Raw genomic sequence first — 16,645 nt, 5'->3', positions numbered from 1 at the left:
ATCGCCAGTTTTTTCAGGTGTGCCGGCCCAAGTGAGGGCTCGTCGGCATGGCAAAAGGAGATCTGTTCAAAGCCTAGCGAGCAGTGCCACACGGGTTTCTCGGCTCAGGAAGAGGGGCGCAGTGGCCGCGCGGCGGACAGGCGGACACTTGGCAACCCGGGGGCGGACCTTCTGTCCAAATCCTGATTCAACATAATGGCCTCCTTCTCAGCCCGCGCCGAATCGTGCCGGTAGTGGCGCCGTGTCACACCTGGAAGGTGTGGCCGCGATGACTACCTCTGAATGGGCATCGGCACGGGCGGGAATGCTTGGATCTTTGGTCGCGGCGGGCGGTCTCTCTACCGCGATTATCCGGGCCGGGTCAAGACACTCGGAAGGCCTTCCGCAAGCACGTCTTCCCACAAGCTCGTCGCCGCTCGCGGGAATCAGTATATTTCCTCCGGGTGGACTAGTCCGTTCATTGCCGTCGGGCAGGGCGTATAGGCCAAACGTTTCGCGCACCCGGCTGGATTCGCTGACAGGAATGACTGCGGTTCATAGCCGCCATCCTCGTGGTTATGTACGTCGCGTCCACGACGCTAGTGCCCGAGATGTATTCGCTCGTGTCCATGGGGCAGACGGGCGTGACGTTGTTCTTCCTGCTGTCCGGGTTCGTGCTCGCATGCTCCATGAACCCCAGCCGTCCAAGCCGCAGTTCTACTGGCGGTGCTTCTCCCGGATCTGGCCGCCGCACGCGCTCACGGCGCTCGCCGCCGTCGTTCCTGTTTTCGCCACGCAAGGTGACAAGCCCGTTCCCCGGCTCCTAGCTTCGCTTATCCTTGGCCTTGGCCTTAGCCGAGCGGGCCGTGTTTGCCGTCGCGGAATTGCCGTGTCCATCCCGCTTGCCGGCGCCTACTCTCGGAGCGTCCCGTTGAGGCCCCGCTCAGGAACAGGAACTCGCGCGGTGGCCCAGTGGCGGACACGCCGCAGCCTGGTAGGAGCCTGGTTGGCAACTAGGAGCTTTTCGGTGTCGATTTTCTGCGGATGGCGCTGCCGAACCCACAACGTTGCAGGACCGCACGCTTCACATGTGTCACTATCTTCTCTCTGTCCCAGGTGATCCATTGGAGGAAATCTTATTGGGCGAGCAACCCCGGTATCATAGGCGGGTTATTGAAACGTAAGTGGGGGACTCTGTGGCAAGCAAACCGTCGCGCATGAAGAATCTTCAAATCGCCGTGCTGGGCTTTTTGGCCGTGGCGGCTCTTGCCGTCACGGGGATGGCTCTGTCGTATCATCCTGCCCAGCCTGAGCCTGTTCCGGCCGCCGCGACCTACACGCCACCGCCCATCCACATCACCGATGATCGTCCCCTCGCGATGTTCATCGGTGACTCATGGGTTGGCGGCTCCGCCATGGGCGGCAATGGCTGGAATAACTTCTCCTATATCGTCGCCGGCCGGATGGACTGGCGGTTCGCGGAGGCGTCTAGGGGCGGCAGTGGCTACATCCGCCCCGTCCAGCCATTAGGCACATTCTCCGGTGAAGCGCGGATGGCCAGAGTCAAAGAGGCCCAGCCCACGTACACGTTCGTGGTCAATGGAATCAACGACTGGCAGGAACATATCACCAAGGAAGAACTCGCTGCCGCTGCGACCAAGACCTACGATGCGATTCTGGCCGCAGCGCCGAAGACGAAGCTCATCGTGATCGGCATGATGGCGCCCGGCGCTCCCACAGCGAACACCCTGGCCGCCCGCGATGTTCTGAAACCCTTGGTCGAGGCCCGCCATGGGCTCTTCATCGATCCAGTCACCGACCCATGGTGGGACGGCGAGGACGAGAAGTACGTCGGGACCGACAAGTATCACCTCACTGATGCCGGCCACGAGTTCTTGGCTAAGAAGCTTGAAGCCATTCTGAGGAAGGCTTTGGTTTAGGCGGTCCTCCGCCAGGCGAAGTGTCCCAGCATGGACGCGACAAGGGACTCGACGCGCTAACCGAATCCGCGCTGTGGTGGACGCCTCTCGCAACCATCAGCCGTCGGTTTGACCGTCACGCCACAGGCGAACCTGCCCACACTGATGACGGACTGCACCGTCGGGAGCGGAGTTCGGTGACCGTCAGTTGCCTGTCCGACAAGCTAACTACATGCGCGGTGGTCTCCGCCGCGTCGAGCGACGGTGTCCACGCATTCCATCCGGCGGAATGTTGGCGATGGTCCGCCCCGTTTGCACATCTATGAGGACCAGCCCGACAGGCAGTCTCGATGTGGCGACGTAGGGGATGGTCTCGGCCGAGTCGAAAACGATCTGCGACGGCCCCGAGGGGGCGTCCAGGGTCCGGACAACGGTGGATTGAGGCCATTGAGCCGGCGCCATTGAGAATGACTTCACAGGGCTGTTTCCGACGTTGCTGCCGGGTGCAGACCTCGTTTCCAAATTTTGATCCAACACGCTGCATTCCTTGGGGGAGGTGCCCGGTTCGTGCGGGTAGTGTCGCCGCAACACAACTGGAAGGTGGCCACGATGACTATCTTTGAATACGCATCAGCACTAGCAGTAATGCTCGGATCCCTGGCCGCGGCAAGTGGTCTTTCTGCCGTGATTATCCGGGCCAGGTCCCGACACTAACTGCCGCACCCCGGGCAGATGGTGAATCCTCGCTCCGGGGAAGTCTCTGAGCTGCCCGTGATATTGAAAACGATGCTGGGAATCGCTGTCCAGGAAGGCCTATGCTGGTGCCAGCCGTCGGGGCCTCTGAACTCCGAAGATTCCCGATGCGGTGTTTGCCGACGACTGCCGGACGGGTCCGTGAGAGAAGGACACGATGGGCTGGAACGTCAGGCGGAGGCCGCGCGGAGATGCCCGCCGCGGTGCCCAGTGGCTCGCACTTGCCGTCGCCGTATTGGTGTCAAGCGGGACCGGCCCGCCGCCGCCCCCGCAGAACGCGCCACCTCCCGCCAGCACGTCCGCTTTGGCCGCCCCGGCCGCGGTGCCGGATGCAGCTGCGGTGACCCGGGCAGCGAGGCCTGGCCACGTGTTTGTGATCAACCTCGAGAACAGGGGCTATGGCACCATCTGGGGTCCGGCGTCGAAAGCCCCGTATCTGTCCAAATTTCTGCGGGCCCGGGGTGTCCTGCTGTCCCAGTACTACGCGACCGCCCACCACTCGCTGCCGAACTATCTGGCGCAGATTTCCGGGCAGCCATCGAACGCCAAGACGCGTGCGGACTGCGGGACCTATGCGCGGTTCAAGCCCTCCGGTCCTCCGTACCGCGGCGTCTTCAGGGGCACCGGCTGCCTCTACCCGCGCTCCGTTCCCACAGTTGCCGGGCAGCTGACCGCGGCCAGGAAGAGCTGGAAGGGGTACATGGAGGACATGCGCATCCCGTGCCGGCATCCTCGGCCCGGCGCCAAAGACGGGAGCCAGGGGGCCAGGCGCGGTGACCAGTACGCCACGAGGCATAACCCGTTCGTGTATTTCGAAGCGATCACTGCCTCGCCGGACTGCCGGCGGCGGGTGGTTGATTTCAGGGCGCTCGCCGTCGATCTGAGGTCAGTGGCGACGACGCCAAATCTCTCCTACATCACGCCCAACCTGTGCAACGACGGCCACGACAGCCCGTGCGTCGACCGGCGGCCCGGCGGCCTGGCGACCGCGGACGCCTGGCTCCGGCGGCAGGTGCCGGCCATTCTGCGTTCCCCGGCGTTTCGGCACGACGGGGTCCTGATTATCACGTTCGACGAAGCCGAAGGGCGGTCGGCTGGCCCTCCCGGCAGACCCGGCGGGACCGCGGGCGGACGGGTGGGTGCCCTGGTGCTTTCGCCGTTCGTCAGGGGCGGCACAACCTCCAACCGTTTCTACAACCACTACAGCCTGCTGGCCAGCATCGAGGACATCTTCCGGGTGCCCCGCCTCGGTATTGCCCGCGGCGCAGGCGTGAACAGCTTCGGACCCGACGTCTTCAACGCCCGGCGCTGACGTCGCTTCCGGAGCTGAACCGCGTCCGTGCAGCCGGGTAGAATGAACCGTTCATTGCCGTCTCGCCTGTAGGAGGACTGAACATTTCACGCACCCGCCTGGATTCACTGACAGGACTGCGGTTCATCGCCGCCATGCTCGTGGTTCTGTACCACGCGGCAGTGACGCTGGTGCCAGAGATGTACCCGCTCGTGTCCATGGGACAGACCGGCGTGACGTTCTTCTTCATGCTCTCCGGGTTCGTGCTCGCCTGGTCCATGAAGCCCAGCACTTCCAAGCGGCAGTTCTATTGGCGCCGGTTCGCCCGGATCTGGCCCCTGCATGCACTCACGGCGATTGCCGCCGTCGTTCTTGCCTTCGCCACCCAGGGCGACCAGTCCCTGCCAAAGTTTCTGGCCTCACTTTTCCTCGTGCAGGCCTGGCTTGGCGAGCAGCACTGGGTCTACGCCTACAACGGGGTGTCCTGGTCGCTCTCCTGTGAAGCGTTCTTCTATGCCGTGTTCCCGTTCCTGGCGCTACGGCTTTCGCGCCTCGAGCCGGGGAAGCTCTTCCGCGTCGGCGCGGCCGTCTTCGCCGCCGCCGTCTCCCTCGTAGCCGTCCTGCTCGCGCTGGTCCCCGGCTTCGACTGGGGAGCGTTGTTCTACACGTTCCCGGCGTTCCGGATCGCAGAGTTCATTGTGGGGGTCTGCCTGGCCATCGCCATGACGAAGGGCTGGAAGCCCAGGTTCGGAGTGGGCACCGGCGCGGCCGCGGCCATCGGTTCCTTCCTCATTCTCGAAGTGGTCGACGGCATCGCGCCCTGGCATACCGCCGGGCCGCTCGCCGGCGCGCTCTGCATTCCCGGCTTCGCCCTGCTGATTGCGGCTTATGCGGACCGTGACCGCTGCGGAGGCCGGCCCACCTTCGCCAGTGCGCCTGCCATGGTGAAGCTGGGCGAGTGGTCCTTCGCGCTCTACCTGGTCCACGAGCTCGTGCTGCGGACAGCATTGGAACTCGGCCCGGAGAGCCTTGCCGAGCGGGCAGCGTTTGCCGCCGTCGGCGTCGTCATTGCCATCCCGCTGGCCGGCGCCCTGTACACATTTGTTGAGCGTCCCGTCGAGGCCCGGCTCAGGAACCGGGGCTCGCGCGGCGGGCCGGTGGCGGACACTGCCGCCCCCAAGCAGACCGAACCCGAGAAAACCCTTGTAGGCAGCTAGGCCACGCAGCTGAACCCGACCTCCCACATAGGGGAGAGGCGGCCAAGATATCCCCAAGGTGCCGACGCTAACGTCTGTTCATGGAGAACCCTCTTTCATTTCTGATGCCGCCCTAGCCAGCCGGATATCCCTGCGCCGGGGAGACCCTGGTAACCAAGTCGCGCCTGCATAACTATTTCGGGAAGGCCGGTTCCCTGATACCGTGCCCGAGGTCACTGCCGCTAGACTCGTCCTGAACGCGGCGGGGGCCGCGCCCTCATAACTGCGTCCCGGCACCAGCGGCTGAGCGGCGCCGCACAGGATGGTCTCGATGTCTCTTAAGCGCCGAACACGTTTCTCTGCTGCCATCATGTCCGCCGGCATCGCCGGCCTGGTGGCATCGGCCCTCGTGGTGCCTTCCGCTTCAGCGGCCGACGGCGACCCCCACCTGCCGTCCATCCCGCGCCGGCCGTCCGTGTCCACCCCGCCCACCGACCAGTTCATCGTCAAGTTCAAGGACCCGGCCCGCTCCGGCTCCGCGCTCCGCGCGCAGTCCTTCGGCCGTGCAGCGGCCAAGCTCGGCGCCACCGCGAAGGACGTGCGAGCCACGGCCAGCGGTGCCCGCGTGGTGCGCACCAGCAAGGAACTGGGGGAGGGCGACGCCGACAAGCTGCTCGCGTCGCTGCGCGCCGATCCCGCCGTGGCCTACGCCGAGCCGGACGTGAAGCTGCAGGCCAAGTTCGCGGACCCGAACGACCAGTTCTTCCCCTGGCAGTGGAACCTGTCCGCCGAAACCGGCGGCATCAAGGCCACCCGCGCCTGGGACGTCACCCAGGGCGCCGGCCAGGTGGTGGCCGTGATCGACACCGGCAAGACCAGCCACGTGGACCTGAACGCGAACTGGCTGCCCGGCTACGACATGATCACCGACGCCGGCGACGCCCGCGACGGCGACGGCCGCGACCCCGACGCGACGGACGAGGGCGACTGGTCCGCCGCCGGACAGTGCGCCAGCGGCTCGGCGGAAATGTCGTCCTCCTGGCACGGAACGCACGTGGCCGGCATCATCGCCGCCGCCGCCAACAACGGCGAAGGCATCGCCGGCATCGCGCCGAAGGCCAAGATCCTGCCCGTCCGCGTCCTGGGTCCCTGCGGCGGCCAGCTTTCCGACATCGCCGACGCCATCGTCTGGGCCTCCGGCGGCGCGGTGGACGGCGTCCCGGCCAACCCCAACCCCGCGCGCGTGATCAACCTGAGCCTCGGCGGCACGGAAGCCTGCTCGCAGACCTTCCAGAGCGCCATCGACACCGCCACCGCCCGCGGCTCCGTGGTGGTGGCAGCAGCCGGCAACGAGATGGCGCAGGCCTCCACCTCCAGCCCCGCCAACTGCCGGAACGTCATCGCCGTCGCCGCCAGCGGCCGCACCGGCGCCCTGGCGCCGTACTCCAACTTTGGACCCGCCGTCGACATCACCGCCCCCGGCGGCGACATGACGCCCACCGACGTTAACCAGGCGGACAGCGGTGTGCCCAACGGCATCCTCTCCACCCTGAACGACGGCGCGCAGACCTTCGGCACCGAAGCGTACTTCTTCGCTGAGGGCACGTCCGCCGCGGCACCGCACGTCTCGGCCACAGCTGCCCTGCTCATGGCCCAGATGGGCCCGACGGCGACACCCGCCGCCGTCGAAGCCCGCCTTAAGCGCACCGCACGGCCCATGACCGGCGGCTGCCCGCAGGGCTGCGGCGCCGGCCGGCTCGATGCCGCCAGTGCGGTGCTGCACTTCACCACGGTCCTCGCCGCGGGCGACTTCACCGGCGACGGCAAGGCTGACGTCCTGGCCCGGGAGAACTCCGGCTTCATGTGGCTGTACCCCGGCAACGGCCGCGGCGGCTGGCTGGCCCGCAAGCAGGTGGGCTCCGGCTGGAACGGCTTCACGTCCCTGGTTGCCCCCGGCGACTTCAACGGCGACCGGCGCGCTGACGTCTTGGCCCGCGACGCCTCGGGCGGCCTCTGGCTGTACCCGGGCAACGGTGCGGGCGGCTGGCTCGCCCGGACCAAGGTGGGCTCGGGCTGGAACGGGTTCACCGTCATCGCCGGCGCAGGCGACATCAACGGCGACGGCCGCGCGGATGTGCTGGCCCGCGACACCACCGGCGCCCTCTGGCTGTACCCCGGCAACGGCCGCGGCGGCTGGCTCGCCCGGACCAAGGTGGGCTCGGGCTGGAACCCGATGACGGCCATCCTGAGTCCCGGCGACATCACCGGTGACCGCAAGGCCGACCTGCTGGCCCGCGACGCCGCCGGCGTCCTGTATCGCTACCCCGGCAACGGCCGCGGTGGCTTCGGCGCCAAGGTCCCGGTGGGCTCCGGCTGGAACTCCATGGGCACCATCACCGGCCGCGGCGACTACAGCGGCGACGCCAAGACGGACGTCCTGGCCGTGGACACCAACGGCGCGCTCTGGCTCTACCCGGGCAACGGCGTGGGCGGCTTCTCCGGCCGCACCGGCGCCGGCAGCGGCTGGAACTAACCACCAGCGCCCTCACCCACCGAGCGCGAACGTACAGTTGTGGCCCCGCCGCGACGCCCCCTGCTGTGACTTTCCAGCCGCGCCGGACAGCAGATTTTTCCGCGTGAATTGTCCGGAAATCGCACGCTCGGAGGTGTCCGTCGATTCCAAAACGGATTCGGGATTGGACTGAAATGCCCTGGCCGGATGCGCGAGGACAAAGTTCTGCCAGCAAGTGCCTTTAGTGACGGGGCATACTATGGCCGTGTCGGATGGGATCTCAACTTTGTCATCGGTGTTCACAGAGTCGATTGGCGCGTTGACGGGCAACAGGCTGGTGCTCATCTTCGCCCGTGACCACGCTTAGCAGCCGAGGATGCGGGGCTGTCCCGCTTTAGTTCTCTGTTGCTGCGAAATCTCTCATAAACGTCTAATGGATGAGAAGCCACTCATAAAGAAAGCGGTGCTGGCTGAATTGACAATTGCATCTTTTCAGCTCCTGCATTTGCGAGTATCGTGATTCTACCCAGCTTTCATTGACCACACTGAAAGGGGCGGGGTAATGGTTAACCCCACGAGCTCAGGTCATTATTGATGGCTCGCTGCTATTGATCAGATCCAATAAAAGGAAGCGGTCTCCGCGCATCTGCGGAAACCGCCTCGGTCGATCATCGCAGGAAAGGGTGCCAACATGGGTTGGTTCTCTGAGAACCGCCAGCACGAGGGTTGGATCGAGCTCGTCGCAGCGGGCAACCGCTCGTCCTCCTCAGCCGGCGCTGGAGGAATGCTGGCGGCCTATATATCCGATCAGGATGGGGAGCCAGAGAAGGAAATAACAGGCTGGCGCGGGGCATGCAGCTGTGGGTGGCGCGGCAGGCTTTGCGAGCAAGATGCTAACCCGGCGGATGACGATGTCCGCGGGAGCCAGGACAAGATTTCCAATAACAACATCCCGTATGCCTCCCGAGGGATTGAGTATGCGGTCCACCATGACTGGAAGGCCCACCTCCCGCCGCGGGATCCAATTGCAGCCGCTGCGCTTGCCGCGGTGAAGGAGGCCGCAAACGAATGCGACCAAGCGAGTGAACGATTGGACTCAATGGTGGCGTACGCCAGAGCTGCTGGTGCATCCTGGGCCACCATAGGCCGAGCCGCCGGATTCAGCCGCCAGAGCGCATACAAGCGGTGGGCCGAAGCGAATCCGACACCACCTTGCTGACCTCGGCAGCGGCCGCGGATGACCACCGAGCGCGAACGTACAGCTGTGGCCCCGCCGCCGTCAGCCGCTACTTTCTTAGGGAAGCAGCCCGTCGACCGTGATGCCCGAGAGGACGTCAGGCAGGTGGATGTGCGTGCCGGGCGCGATGTCGAGAGCCTTCGTGTCTGATTCTTCCGGGGATGCCGACTGAACGGGTGCAGGTGCCTGTTTGGGAGCAACAGGGACGGGCGTGACGTGCCTCATGCCGTCGCCTGCCGGCGGTGTCTTGGCCGGGACCGGGGCCGGGCTCTTCTTGGCGGCGGCCTTTGCTGCCTTCTCGGCGGCGGCGGCCTCTGCGGCCTTCCTGGCCGCGGCAGCTTTGCCTGCTTTCTCGGCTGTGGCTTCTTTGGCCGCCGCGGTCTGAGCCGCCGCAGCCTTGGCGGCTGCCTGGGAGTCCGCCGCGGCTGACTTGGCTGACTTGTCCTCCGCTGCTGCACCCACCTTGGTCTTGGCTGCTGCAGTCGCCACGGCCTTTGCCGCATGGGACTTGGCGGACTTGGCGGCCGCGGCCGCATTCCACTGGGAGATCCCGATTTCCGGCCCCTTTTCGGAGCCAGCGCCGGCACGGGAGCTGCCCCCGGTGGCGCCTGCACCGGCGAGGGTCGCGTCCGCGGAGCCTGCGGGCTGCGGGGATGACACCTGGGCGGGGGTACCTGCCGTACACGCCGATGTGGCAAGCAGAATCGAGAGCATGGCAACAGACAGCAGACATTTCCTGCGCATGAGAACAAAATCCTCTTCGGGGGTGCGAAACGGGCAGGCCGTTCGGAAACATCCTGCCCGAAAGTGGGGCACGGCCTGAGGCAAAGCCAAGGCCACTGCCCCCGCGGGACTTACCACACGAAGCGGCATCCAAGATGCTCTCGCCGGCGTGTGCGCCAACCGGTGATACAAACGTTACATTGGCCCGCAGTGGCAGGCCAATTCTGTGACCGCCGCTGTGAACGGAAGCCGCCGGGCTGTTCCAGTGCCCCACAAACCCGCACACCTTTATCTTCCAGTTCGCAGGCGCGACACTGAGCTCGTGAATATGTCGGACTGGTGGCCACAGGTCAGCGCAGAAACCCGGGACTGGCTCATGGCGCACAACGGGGAACCGCTGGCGCCACCGGTCGCATCCGACATCCTGTCGGTCACCGGCGGCGCCACCGGGCCCGGGTGGTGGGCCGGCGAGTCAGCGGCCGGACCCCGGCTCACCGACGAAGCCGTGGACTGGATCGAAGCGGTTGCCAATGGCGAGAATCCGGCACCGACGCTATAGGCCACTGCCTGGGAAATCGGAGTAGATTAGCAGTGCCGGCTGCGCTGCTGCACAGCTGCAGAAGATTCAGACTCTAAATTTCACAACGCGGAAGTTGGGAAGTGAAGATTCGATGTCTCACACAATTCCCCCCGGTGCCAGCACACGCCTGTACAACGAGGACCTCGCACCGGCCGAACATCGCACCTGGGGTTTCTACTCGCTGTTCGCGATGTGGATGTCGGATATCCACTCGCTCGGCGGATACACGTTCGCCGCCGGACTCTTCGCCCTGGGCCTCGGGGCCTGGCAGGTTTTCCTCGCCCTGGTGGTGGGGATCATTCTTGTTTATTTCCTGATGAATTTCTCCGGCTACGCAGGGCAGAAGACCGGCGTCCCCTACCCGGTACTCGCGCGGATCTCGTTCGGAACATTCGGAGCCAACCTGCCGGCCCTGATCCGTGCACTCGTGGCCATCGCCTGGTACGGCATCCAGACCTGGCTGGCCTCGCGCGCCGTCATCATCATCGCCCTGAAGATCTGGCCCGACCTGAAGGGACTGACGGAAAACAACTTCCTGGGTGAATCCACCCTGGGCTGGCTTGCCTTCCTGCTGATGTGGTCGCTTCAGCTGCTGCTGCTTCGAAACGGCATGGAGACCATCCGGCGGTTCCAGGACTGGGCCGGCCCGGCCGTGTGGGTGGTGATGGGCCTCCTGGTCATCTACATCCTGGTCAACGCGGGCTGGAACGTGTCCCTGGACCTGCCGGGAGGGGTTGCGCAGTGGGGCACCACGCACGCCTTCTTTGCCGCCGTCGCCCTGACCGTCACCTACTTCTCCACCCTGATGCTCAACTTCTGCGACTTCTCCCGCTTCGCACCATCCCGCAAGGCGGTGCGCACGGCGAACCTGTGGGGGCTGCCGGTGAACTTCATAGCCTTCTCGGTGGTGTCCGTCGTCGTTACTGCCGGAACCTTCAAGGTCTACGGCGAGCACATCTACGACCCCGTGGAGATTGTGGGACGGATCGACAGCATCTGGGCCCTTCTGCTCGGCGCGGTCACCTTCGCCGTCGCGACGCTGGGAATCAACGTCGTGGCGAACTTCGTCTCCCCGGCCTACGACCTGGCGAACGTCTGGCCCTCCAAGATCGACTTCCGGCGCGGCGGCCTGATCGCCGCAATGATCGCCCTGGTCATCACGCCCTGGAACCTGTTCAACAGCCCGGTGGTGATCAACCTCTTCCTGGGCGGGCTCGGTGCGCTGCTCGGTCCTCTGTTCGGAATCATCATGGTGGACTACTACGTGCTCCGCAGACAGCATGTGCTGGTGCCGGACCTCTTCACTGAGCAGGGCTATTACACCTACACGGGCGGCTGGAACCGCAAGGCCGACATTTCATTCCTCGTCTCGGCCGTCCCTGCGGTGATCTTTGCGCTTGTCCCTGTCTTTGGCGCCCTGTCGGCCTTCTCCTGGTTCATCGGAGCCGCGCTCGCTGCCGCGGTGCACTACCTGATCTCGCGCCACGACACGACCCTGGCCGCCTCGGTCGCGGCCGCAACCGAGGCCGAAATCGAAGCGGATGCCGCCCTGCAGGTCCAGCCGGGGCGGAAACTCTGACCTCCGTGGGCTGTTTGGGGGCCGTTGCCGGTCCTACCGCAGGATGTTGTAGCTGCTCCAGCCGGCGCCGACGATGGCCCGCGGGCCCCAGACGCCCTTCCTGAAGGGGTAATGCGCCAGCCGGCCGTCGGTGAGCCGGCTCATCAGCCCTGAGCTTCCGGTGGTGAATCCGGCGACGGCGGTGATGCTGTTGATGCTGTTCCACCCGGCACCCACCGTGCGCCTAGCTTCAGAAACGAAACCGCCGGCGCCCGTTGACCGGTAGAGCACGAGGGTGCCGTCACTGCGCTTGGCCAGGAGGTCCTGCGCCCCGTCCTGGTCGAAGTCGGTCATGGTGAGGTAGAGGCCTCGCCAGCCGGCGCCGGTCCTGGTCCGGGCTGACAGTGACGACCCGGCGGTGTTGCCGTAGTACCAGAGGGTCCCGGCGGCGTCGTAAGCGAGAATTCCGGGGTACTGGTCGGTCTTGCGCCAGTGGCCGACCGTGATGTGGTAACCGCCCCAGCCGGTGCCGATGGCCCGTGCCGGGGTGAATCCGCCGCCGGCCCGTCCGGGGTAGAAGCTCAGCCGGCCGTCCTTCCACTGCGCGATGATGTCGAAGACGCCGTCGCTGTTCCAGTCCGTCACGAACCCCTTGGCCAGTGCGGACCAACCGACGCCGATCCGCTGCCGGGCCGAGAACCCGCCCCCGCCGGTGGCCGGGTAGTCCCACAGCACGCCGCCGGAATCGGCCGCCACGACGTCCGCGGCGCTGCGGATGGATGAGGTGGTGCTGGGCGGATTGGGGACGGGCGGGGTGGGGGTGGACTCGGTGCCGGACTTGATGACGAGGTCGTCAATATAGGTGTCGCCCATCTGCCTGAGGTGTTCTGCACCGATTTGGACCGCGCTCAGCGTGGTGGCCGTGCTGGCTACCTGGTTGCTGGAGAACACGGAAGTCCCGTCGAACCACACCTGCACGTCGGTGCCCAGACCGTTCGCGGTGACCCGCATGGCCACGTGGTGCCAGGTGCTGAGCGGGATGGATGAAGAGACCAGCCGGTTATAGACAAACGCGCCGGTGGGGGAGGTGACGCGGAGCCAGAGCTGCCCGTTGGAGTTGTAGCGGTAGATGTCGGCCACGCGCAGGCTGCCGGAGAAGAACCGGAAGTACGGGACGTCGTTGCCCGCAACGCCGGCCTGGGTGATGTTGAACCAGCCATCGGCGAAGGCCGTCGCCGTGGCCGCCGGCAGGGCCGCGGACAGGTTGGCGATCGAACCCGCATCAGCCGTGGCATGGAGGAAGGCGGAGCAGGTCCCTGAATGGGCCCGGTCCGAGGAGACGGCAGCGGTTCCGGTGCCTCCCGTTGTGGACGTGAATCCGGCCAGCGTGCCGGATTCGAAATTGTTGGCCATCACCACCGTTCCCGGCTGGCTGTTGACCGGGGCGGGGGTTCCTGGCTGGCAGGTTGCCGCCTGGGCCGGGGCGGCTCCCAGCGCCAGCGCGCAAACCAGGGACGCCGTGGTGGCGCCCACGGCGCCAAGCCTGCAGAGCTGCTTCATCATTGCGCACTCCAAGGTCGGCTGAACACAGGGTCCAGGCACGTGGAGGCCTCGAAGACAGGTGGGGTCCGCGAGGACCATTACACGGCAACCTAGTCGCGGAACTGTTGGCCGAACAAGCGTGGCCGGTACCCGACTTTTCTGTCCCGTTCCTGGCACTACTTGGGCCAGGGTCCGGTCCGCATGCTGAAACGCCGGTCTCGAAATGCAAGATGCGGGCCTAGGCTGTGCTGATGGAAGAGAACCGCCTGATCCCTCCGTTCGTCAATCTCGACTGGTGCGCCGGGCAGCACCGGCGGATCGTGCTGGCGGACACGCGCTGGTACCTCGACGGCGCCTCCGGCCGGGACGCGTACAGCAGGGGCCACCTGCCCGGCGCCGTGTTCGTGGACCTGGACCGGTGGCTGTCCGGGCCGGCCTCGCCGGACGAGGGACGGAACCCGCTGCCGGATCCCGCGGTGTTTGCCGAGGGCATGCGGGAGTGCGGCATCGGGGACTCTGATCTTGTGGTGGCGTACGACGACGCCGGCGGCGTCATCGCTGCCCGGCTGGTGTGGATGCTCCGGGCCACCGGCCGCCACGCCGCCGTCCTGGACGGCGGCATCGCATCCTACGCCGGCCCGCTGGAAACGGAGGCCCCGGCCACCGTCCGCTCCACCTTCACGGACCGGCCCTGGCCGGAGCACCTGCTGGCTGACATCGGCGACGCCACCAGCCCCGCGTTCCAGGTGGTGGACGCCCGCAACCGCGACCGGTACCTTGGCCAGCACGATCCGGTGGACCCTCGGCCCGGCCACATCCCCGGGGCGCGGAACGTGCCGTGCCGCAGGAACCTCGACCCGGCCGGCCAGCTGCTGTCCGAGGCGCAGCTGCTGGGGAACTTCCAGCGGGCGGGCATCGACTCGGCGCACCAAATAGTGAGCTACTGCGGCTCCGGTGTGACGGCCTGCCACAACCTGCTGGTGCTCGAGCATCTGGGCCTGGGCCGCGGCAGGCTATTTGTGGGTGGCTGGTCACAGTACTCGCACGCCGTCGACCTCCCGGTGGCGACCGTCTGAGGACTCACAGGATATTCGGAGGTACAGAAGCGACAGTGGAGTGAGGCGACAGTGAGGTCGCAGCCCCTCCCAACTGGCTGGCAGTTGTTGTCGTTTTGAACCCTCAAAACGACAACAACTGCGAGTTACTTGGGTGCCTTTTCCCAGGAAGCCACCACCATGCTCACACTGCACGCCCTTGCCCTCGCCCCTGCCGCTGCGTCCACGCCCGGGATCACGTCCCTGCTGGATCCGGCCGCCCTGCTCCAGGGCCTGGGGCCGGCAACCCTTTCCGTGATCGCCCTGATGATCTTCATCGAATCGGGTGTCCTTTTCCCGTTCCTGCCCGGCGACTCCCTGCTCTTCACGGCGGGGCTGCTGCACCAGCAGCTGAATCTGGCGCTGCCGGTGCTCATCGGCGTCATCGCCGCGGCCGCCGTCGGCGGGGACCAGGTGGGCTACATGCTGGGGCGGAAGTTCGGCCGCCGCTGGTTCAAGGACGACGCAAGAATCCTGAAAACCTCCCATCTGGACAAAACCGAGGACTTTTTCCGGCGCCACGGCGGGCCGGCGATCGTGCTGGCCCGGTTCGTTCCCATCATCAGGACCTACGCACCGCTGACCGCAGGCATCGCCCGCTACGAGTACAAATCGTTCACGCTCTGGAACATCGTCGGCGCCGTGGCGTGGGCGACCTCCGTGACGCTGCTCGGCACGTGGCTGGGACACTTTGAGATCGTGGCCAAGAACATCGACGTCATCGCCGTCGTCATGGTGCTGGTGTCCGTGCTGCCGTGGGGCGTCGAGTACCTCAAACACCGCCGCAACAAGAAGGCTGAGGCCCGCTGACCTGCCGGCCTGCGGTCTACTTGGCGGGCGTCTTCCGCTCTCACAGCCGCAGCACAGCATCGGGACAGAAGCGCCAAAGCCGCGGTGGACAGGATTAGGGGGAAAGCTCCGGAACGGTCGGAGCGGTACCGCCTGAGGAGCCAGCCATGCACACGGAGACCCGCCCCACCCCTGTTGCCCACACCGATGTTCAGGCCTCCCGCCGCCGGGACAGGAAGCGGGTTGGTCCGGCGGTGTTCGTCACCTGCCTGGTGGCGGCGGGACTCCTGGGAGGCGGGGTGGCCACCGGCACCTCGGCGGTGCTGCACAGCGCCCCGGCCAAGACCACCAGCACGGCCGGGGCAGCGATCAGCCCGGTGATCGTCAACAACACGCAGAGCGTCAACGCCGTCACGGCCGCCGCGCAAAAGGCCTCGCCCAGCGTGGTGACCATCAGCGTCAGCTCGGGCAGTTCCGGAGGCACCGGCTCGGGCATCATCCTGGACACGGAGGGCCACATCCTCACCAACACGCACGTGGTGACCCTTGACGGGGCGGCCGCGGATGCCGCCGTCGAGGTCCGCACCAACGACGGGAAGGTCTACAAAGCCTCCGTCGTGGGCACCGACCCGCTCTCCGACCTGGCCGTCATCAAAATTGACGCCGACGGGCTGACCCCCGCGACCCTCGGCGACTCCGGCGCGGTCAACGTCGGCGACAAGGCCATCGCCATCGGCGCGCCCCTGGGTCTCAGCGGCACCGTCACGGACGGGATCGTCTCCGCCGTGAACCGCACCATCGAGACGGCGTCCTCCGCCACGTCCGACGGCGGTTCCTCCTCCCAGGGCGGGACCTCACCGTTCGGTTCGTCCCAGTCCGGAGTTTCGGCCTCCGCGCAGGACTCCATCAGCATCAACGTCATCCAGACGGACGCGGCCATCAACCCCGGCAACTCCGGCGGCGCCCTGGTGAACGCGCAGGGCGAGATCATCGGCGTCAACGTGGCGATCGCGTCCGCGGGATCGTCGTCGTCCTCGTCGACGCAGAGCGGCAACATCGGCGTCGGCTTCTCCATCCCGATCAACCAGGCGAAGCGGGTGGCGGAGGAGATCATCTCCACGGGGAAGGCGACCCATGGCCAGCTGGGACTGTCCGTCCAGGACAAAACGTCGGGGTCGTCGTCGGACTTCACCGACGGCGCCGAGGTGGCCTCGGTGACCTCCGGGTCAGCGGCGGACAAGGCCGGGCTGCAGGCCGGCGACGTGGTGACCGGCCTGGCCGGCCGGACCGTCACCGACGCCTCCGAGCTGACGGCGGCCGCCCGCGAGCAGGCGGCCGGGTCCACCGTGAAGATCACCTTCCGGCGCGGCGGCCAGGAGCAGTCCGCGGACATCACGCTGGACGCGGCGTCGTAAACGGACCCCGGCCAGCCTGTGCACACAGACCGGGCGCCGCTCCATGGGGGAGCGGCG

12 protein-coding genes are annotated in these 16,645 nt (G+C 66.4%); 9 read left to right on the top strand and 3 right to left on the bottom strand.

Annotated elements, in window-relative coordinates:
• Positions 1–1,196: 1,196 nt before the first annotated feature.
• The 4 genes from ACFRAH_RS12730 (at position 1,197) to ACFRAH_RS12715 (ending at position 7,671) form a co-directional block, all read left to right on the top strand.
• Complete coding sequence (locus tag ACFRAH_RS12730) at positions 1,197–1,919, top strand: SGNH/GDSL hydrolase family protein (RefSeq protein WP_377991242.1); 723 nt, start codon at positions 1,197–1,199, stop codon at positions 1,917–1,919.
• A gap of 1,099 nt (positions 1,920–3,018) precedes the next feature.
• Positions 3,019–3,963, top strand: coding sequence for an alkaline phosphatase family protein (locus ACFRAH_RS12725; protein ID WP_377991241.1), 945 nt, complete (start codon positions 3,019–3,021; stop codon positions 3,961–3,963).
• A gap of 53 nt (positions 3,964–4,016) precedes the next feature.
• Entirely contained in the window at positions 4,017–5,159 is a 1,143-nt protein-coding gene (locus tag ACFRAH_RS12720) for an acyltransferase family protein (protein ID WP_377991336.1), read from the top strand.
• 310 nt (positions 5,160–5,469) lie between these two features.
• Positions 5,470–7,671 carry a S8 family serine peptidase gene (locus tag ACFRAH_RS12715; protein WP_377991240.1) on the top strand — a complete coding sequence of 734 codons (2,202 nt, stop codon included), beginning with the start codon at positions 5,470–5,472 and terminating at the stop codon, positions 7,669–7,671.
• A 12-nt stretch (positions 7,672–7,683) separates the two neighbouring features.
• Here the strand turns inward: ACFRAH_RS12715 and ACFRAH_RS12710 are convergent, their stop codons facing one another.
• Both ACFRAH_RS12710 and ACFRAH_RS12705 read right to left on the bottom strand, forming a co-directional pair.
• A complete protein-coding gene (locus ACFRAH_RS12710) occupies positions 7,684–7,995 on the bottom strand; it encodes a hypothetical protein (protein ID WP_377991239.1) in 312 nt (103 codons plus the stop codon).
• Between the two features lie 949 nt (positions 7,996–8,944).
• Positions 8,945–9,631: a hypothetical protein gene (locus ACFRAH_RS12705; RefSeq protein ID WP_377991238.1), complete on the bottom strand. Its 687-nt coding sequence runs from the start codon at positions 9,629–9,631 to the stop codon at positions 8,945–8,947.
• A gap of 307 nt (positions 9,632–9,938) precedes the next feature.
• On the opposite strand from ACFRAH_RS12705, the gene ACFRAH_RS12700 reads away from it, so the two are divergent.
• Together ACFRAH_RS12700 and ACFRAH_RS12695 are read left to right on the top strand one after the other, a co-directional pair.
• Entirely contained in the window at positions 9,939–10,169 is a 231-nt protein-coding gene (locus tag ACFRAH_RS12700) for a hypothetical protein (RefSeq protein ID WP_377991335.1), read from the top strand.
• 112 nt (positions 10,170–10,281) lie between these two features.
• Entirely contained in the window at positions 10,282–11,769 is a 1,488-nt protein-coding gene (locus tag ACFRAH_RS12695) for an NCS1 family nucleobase:cation symporter-1 (RefSeq protein WP_377991237.1), read from the top strand.
• A gap of 33 nt (positions 11,770–11,802) precedes the next feature.
• Here the strand turns inward: ACFRAH_RS12695 and ACFRAH_RS12690 are convergent, their stop codons facing one another.
• Positions 11,803–13,311 (bottom strand): hypothetical protein, encoded by a 1,509-nt coding sequence (locus ACFRAH_RS12690; RefSeq protein WP_377991236.1) that lies wholly within the window; start codon positions 13,309–13,311, stop codon positions 11,803–11,805.
• A gap of 230 nt (positions 13,312–13,541) precedes the next feature.
• Between ACFRAH_RS12690 and ACFRAH_RS12685 the strand changes: the two genes are divergently transcribed.
• The 3 genes from ACFRAH_RS12685 to ACFRAH_RS12675 all read left to right on the top strand — a co-directional run bounded on the left by ACFRAH_RS12685 (position 13,542) and on the right by ACFRAH_RS12675 (position 16,588).
• Positions 13,542–14,366 (top strand): sulfurtransferase, encoded by an 825-nt coding sequence (locus ACFRAH_RS12685; protein ID WP_377991235.1) that lies wholly within the window; start codon positions 13,542–13,544, stop codon positions 14,364–14,366.
• 159 nt (positions 14,367–14,525) lie between these two features.
• Positions 14,526–15,194, top strand: coding sequence for a DedA family protein (locus ACFRAH_RS12680; RefSeq protein WP_377991234.1), 669 nt, complete (start codon positions 14,526–14,528; stop codon positions 15,192–15,194).
• Positions 15,195–15,340: 146 nt separating this feature from the next.
• Positions 15,341–16,588 (top strand): S1C family serine protease, encoded by a 1,248-nt coding sequence (locus ACFRAH_RS12675; RefSeq protein ID WP_377991233.1) that lies wholly within the window; start codon positions 15,341–15,343, stop codon positions 16,586–16,588.
• Positions 16,589–16,645: the final 57 nt, after the last annotated feature.

Origin of the sequence: Arthrobacter sp. NPDC056727, from assembly GCF_042790555.1 — a bacterium.
Classification (GTDB): domain Bacteria; phylum Actinomycetota; class Actinomycetes; order Actinomycetales; family Micrococcaceae; genus Arthrobacter.
The sequence above is the reverse complement of the archived record's forward strand: the minus strand, read 5'-3'. Positions and strand labels throughout refer to the sequence as shown.

What these genes read in the sequence shown, in the direction of transcription:
- ACFRAH_RS12730 (WP_377991242.1), top strand. Translation starts at nt 1,197, where the DNA reads ATGAAGAATCTTCAAATCGCCGTGCTGGGCTTTTTGGCCGTGGCGGCT.
- ACFRAH_RS12715 (WP_377991240.1), top strand. Translation starts at nt 5,470, where the DNA reads ATGTCTCTTAAGCGCCGAACACGTTTCTCTGCTGCCATCATGTCCGCC.
- ACFRAH_RS12710 (WP_377991239.1), bottom strand. Translation starts at nt 7,995, where the DNA reads ATGAGCACCAGCCTGTTGCCCGTCAACGCGCCAATCGACTCTGTGAAC.
- ACFRAH_RS12705 (WP_377991238.1), bottom strand. Translation starts at nt 9,631, where the DNA reads ATGCGCAGGAAATGTCTGCTGTCTGTTGCCATGCTCTCGATTCTGCTT.
- ACFRAH_RS12700 (WP_377991335.1), top strand. Translation starts at nt 9,939, where the DNA reads ATGTCGGACTGGTGGCCACAGGTCAGCGCAGAAACCCGGGACTGGCTC.
- ACFRAH_RS12695 (WP_377991237.1), top strand. Translation starts at nt 10,282, where the DNA reads ATGTCTCACACAATTCCCCCCGGTGCCAGCACACGCCTGTACAACGAG.
- ACFRAH_RS12690 (WP_377991236.1), bottom strand. Translation starts at nt 13,311, where the DNA reads ATGATGAAGCAGCTCTGCAGGCTTGGCGCCGTGGGCGCCACCACGGCG.
- ACFRAH_RS12685 (WP_377991235.1), top strand. Translation starts at nt 13,542, where the DNA reads ATGGAAGAGAACCGCCTGATCCCTCCGTTCGTCAATCTCGACTGGTGC.
- ACFRAH_RS12680 (WP_377991234.1), top strand. Translation starts at nt 14,526, where the DNA reads ATGCTCACACTGCACGCCCTTGCCCTCGCCCCTGCCGCTGCGTCCACG.
- ACFRAH_RS12675 (WP_377991233.1), top strand. Translation starts at nt 15,341, where the DNA reads ATGCACACGGAGACCCGCCCCACCCCTGTTGCCCACACCGATGTTCAG.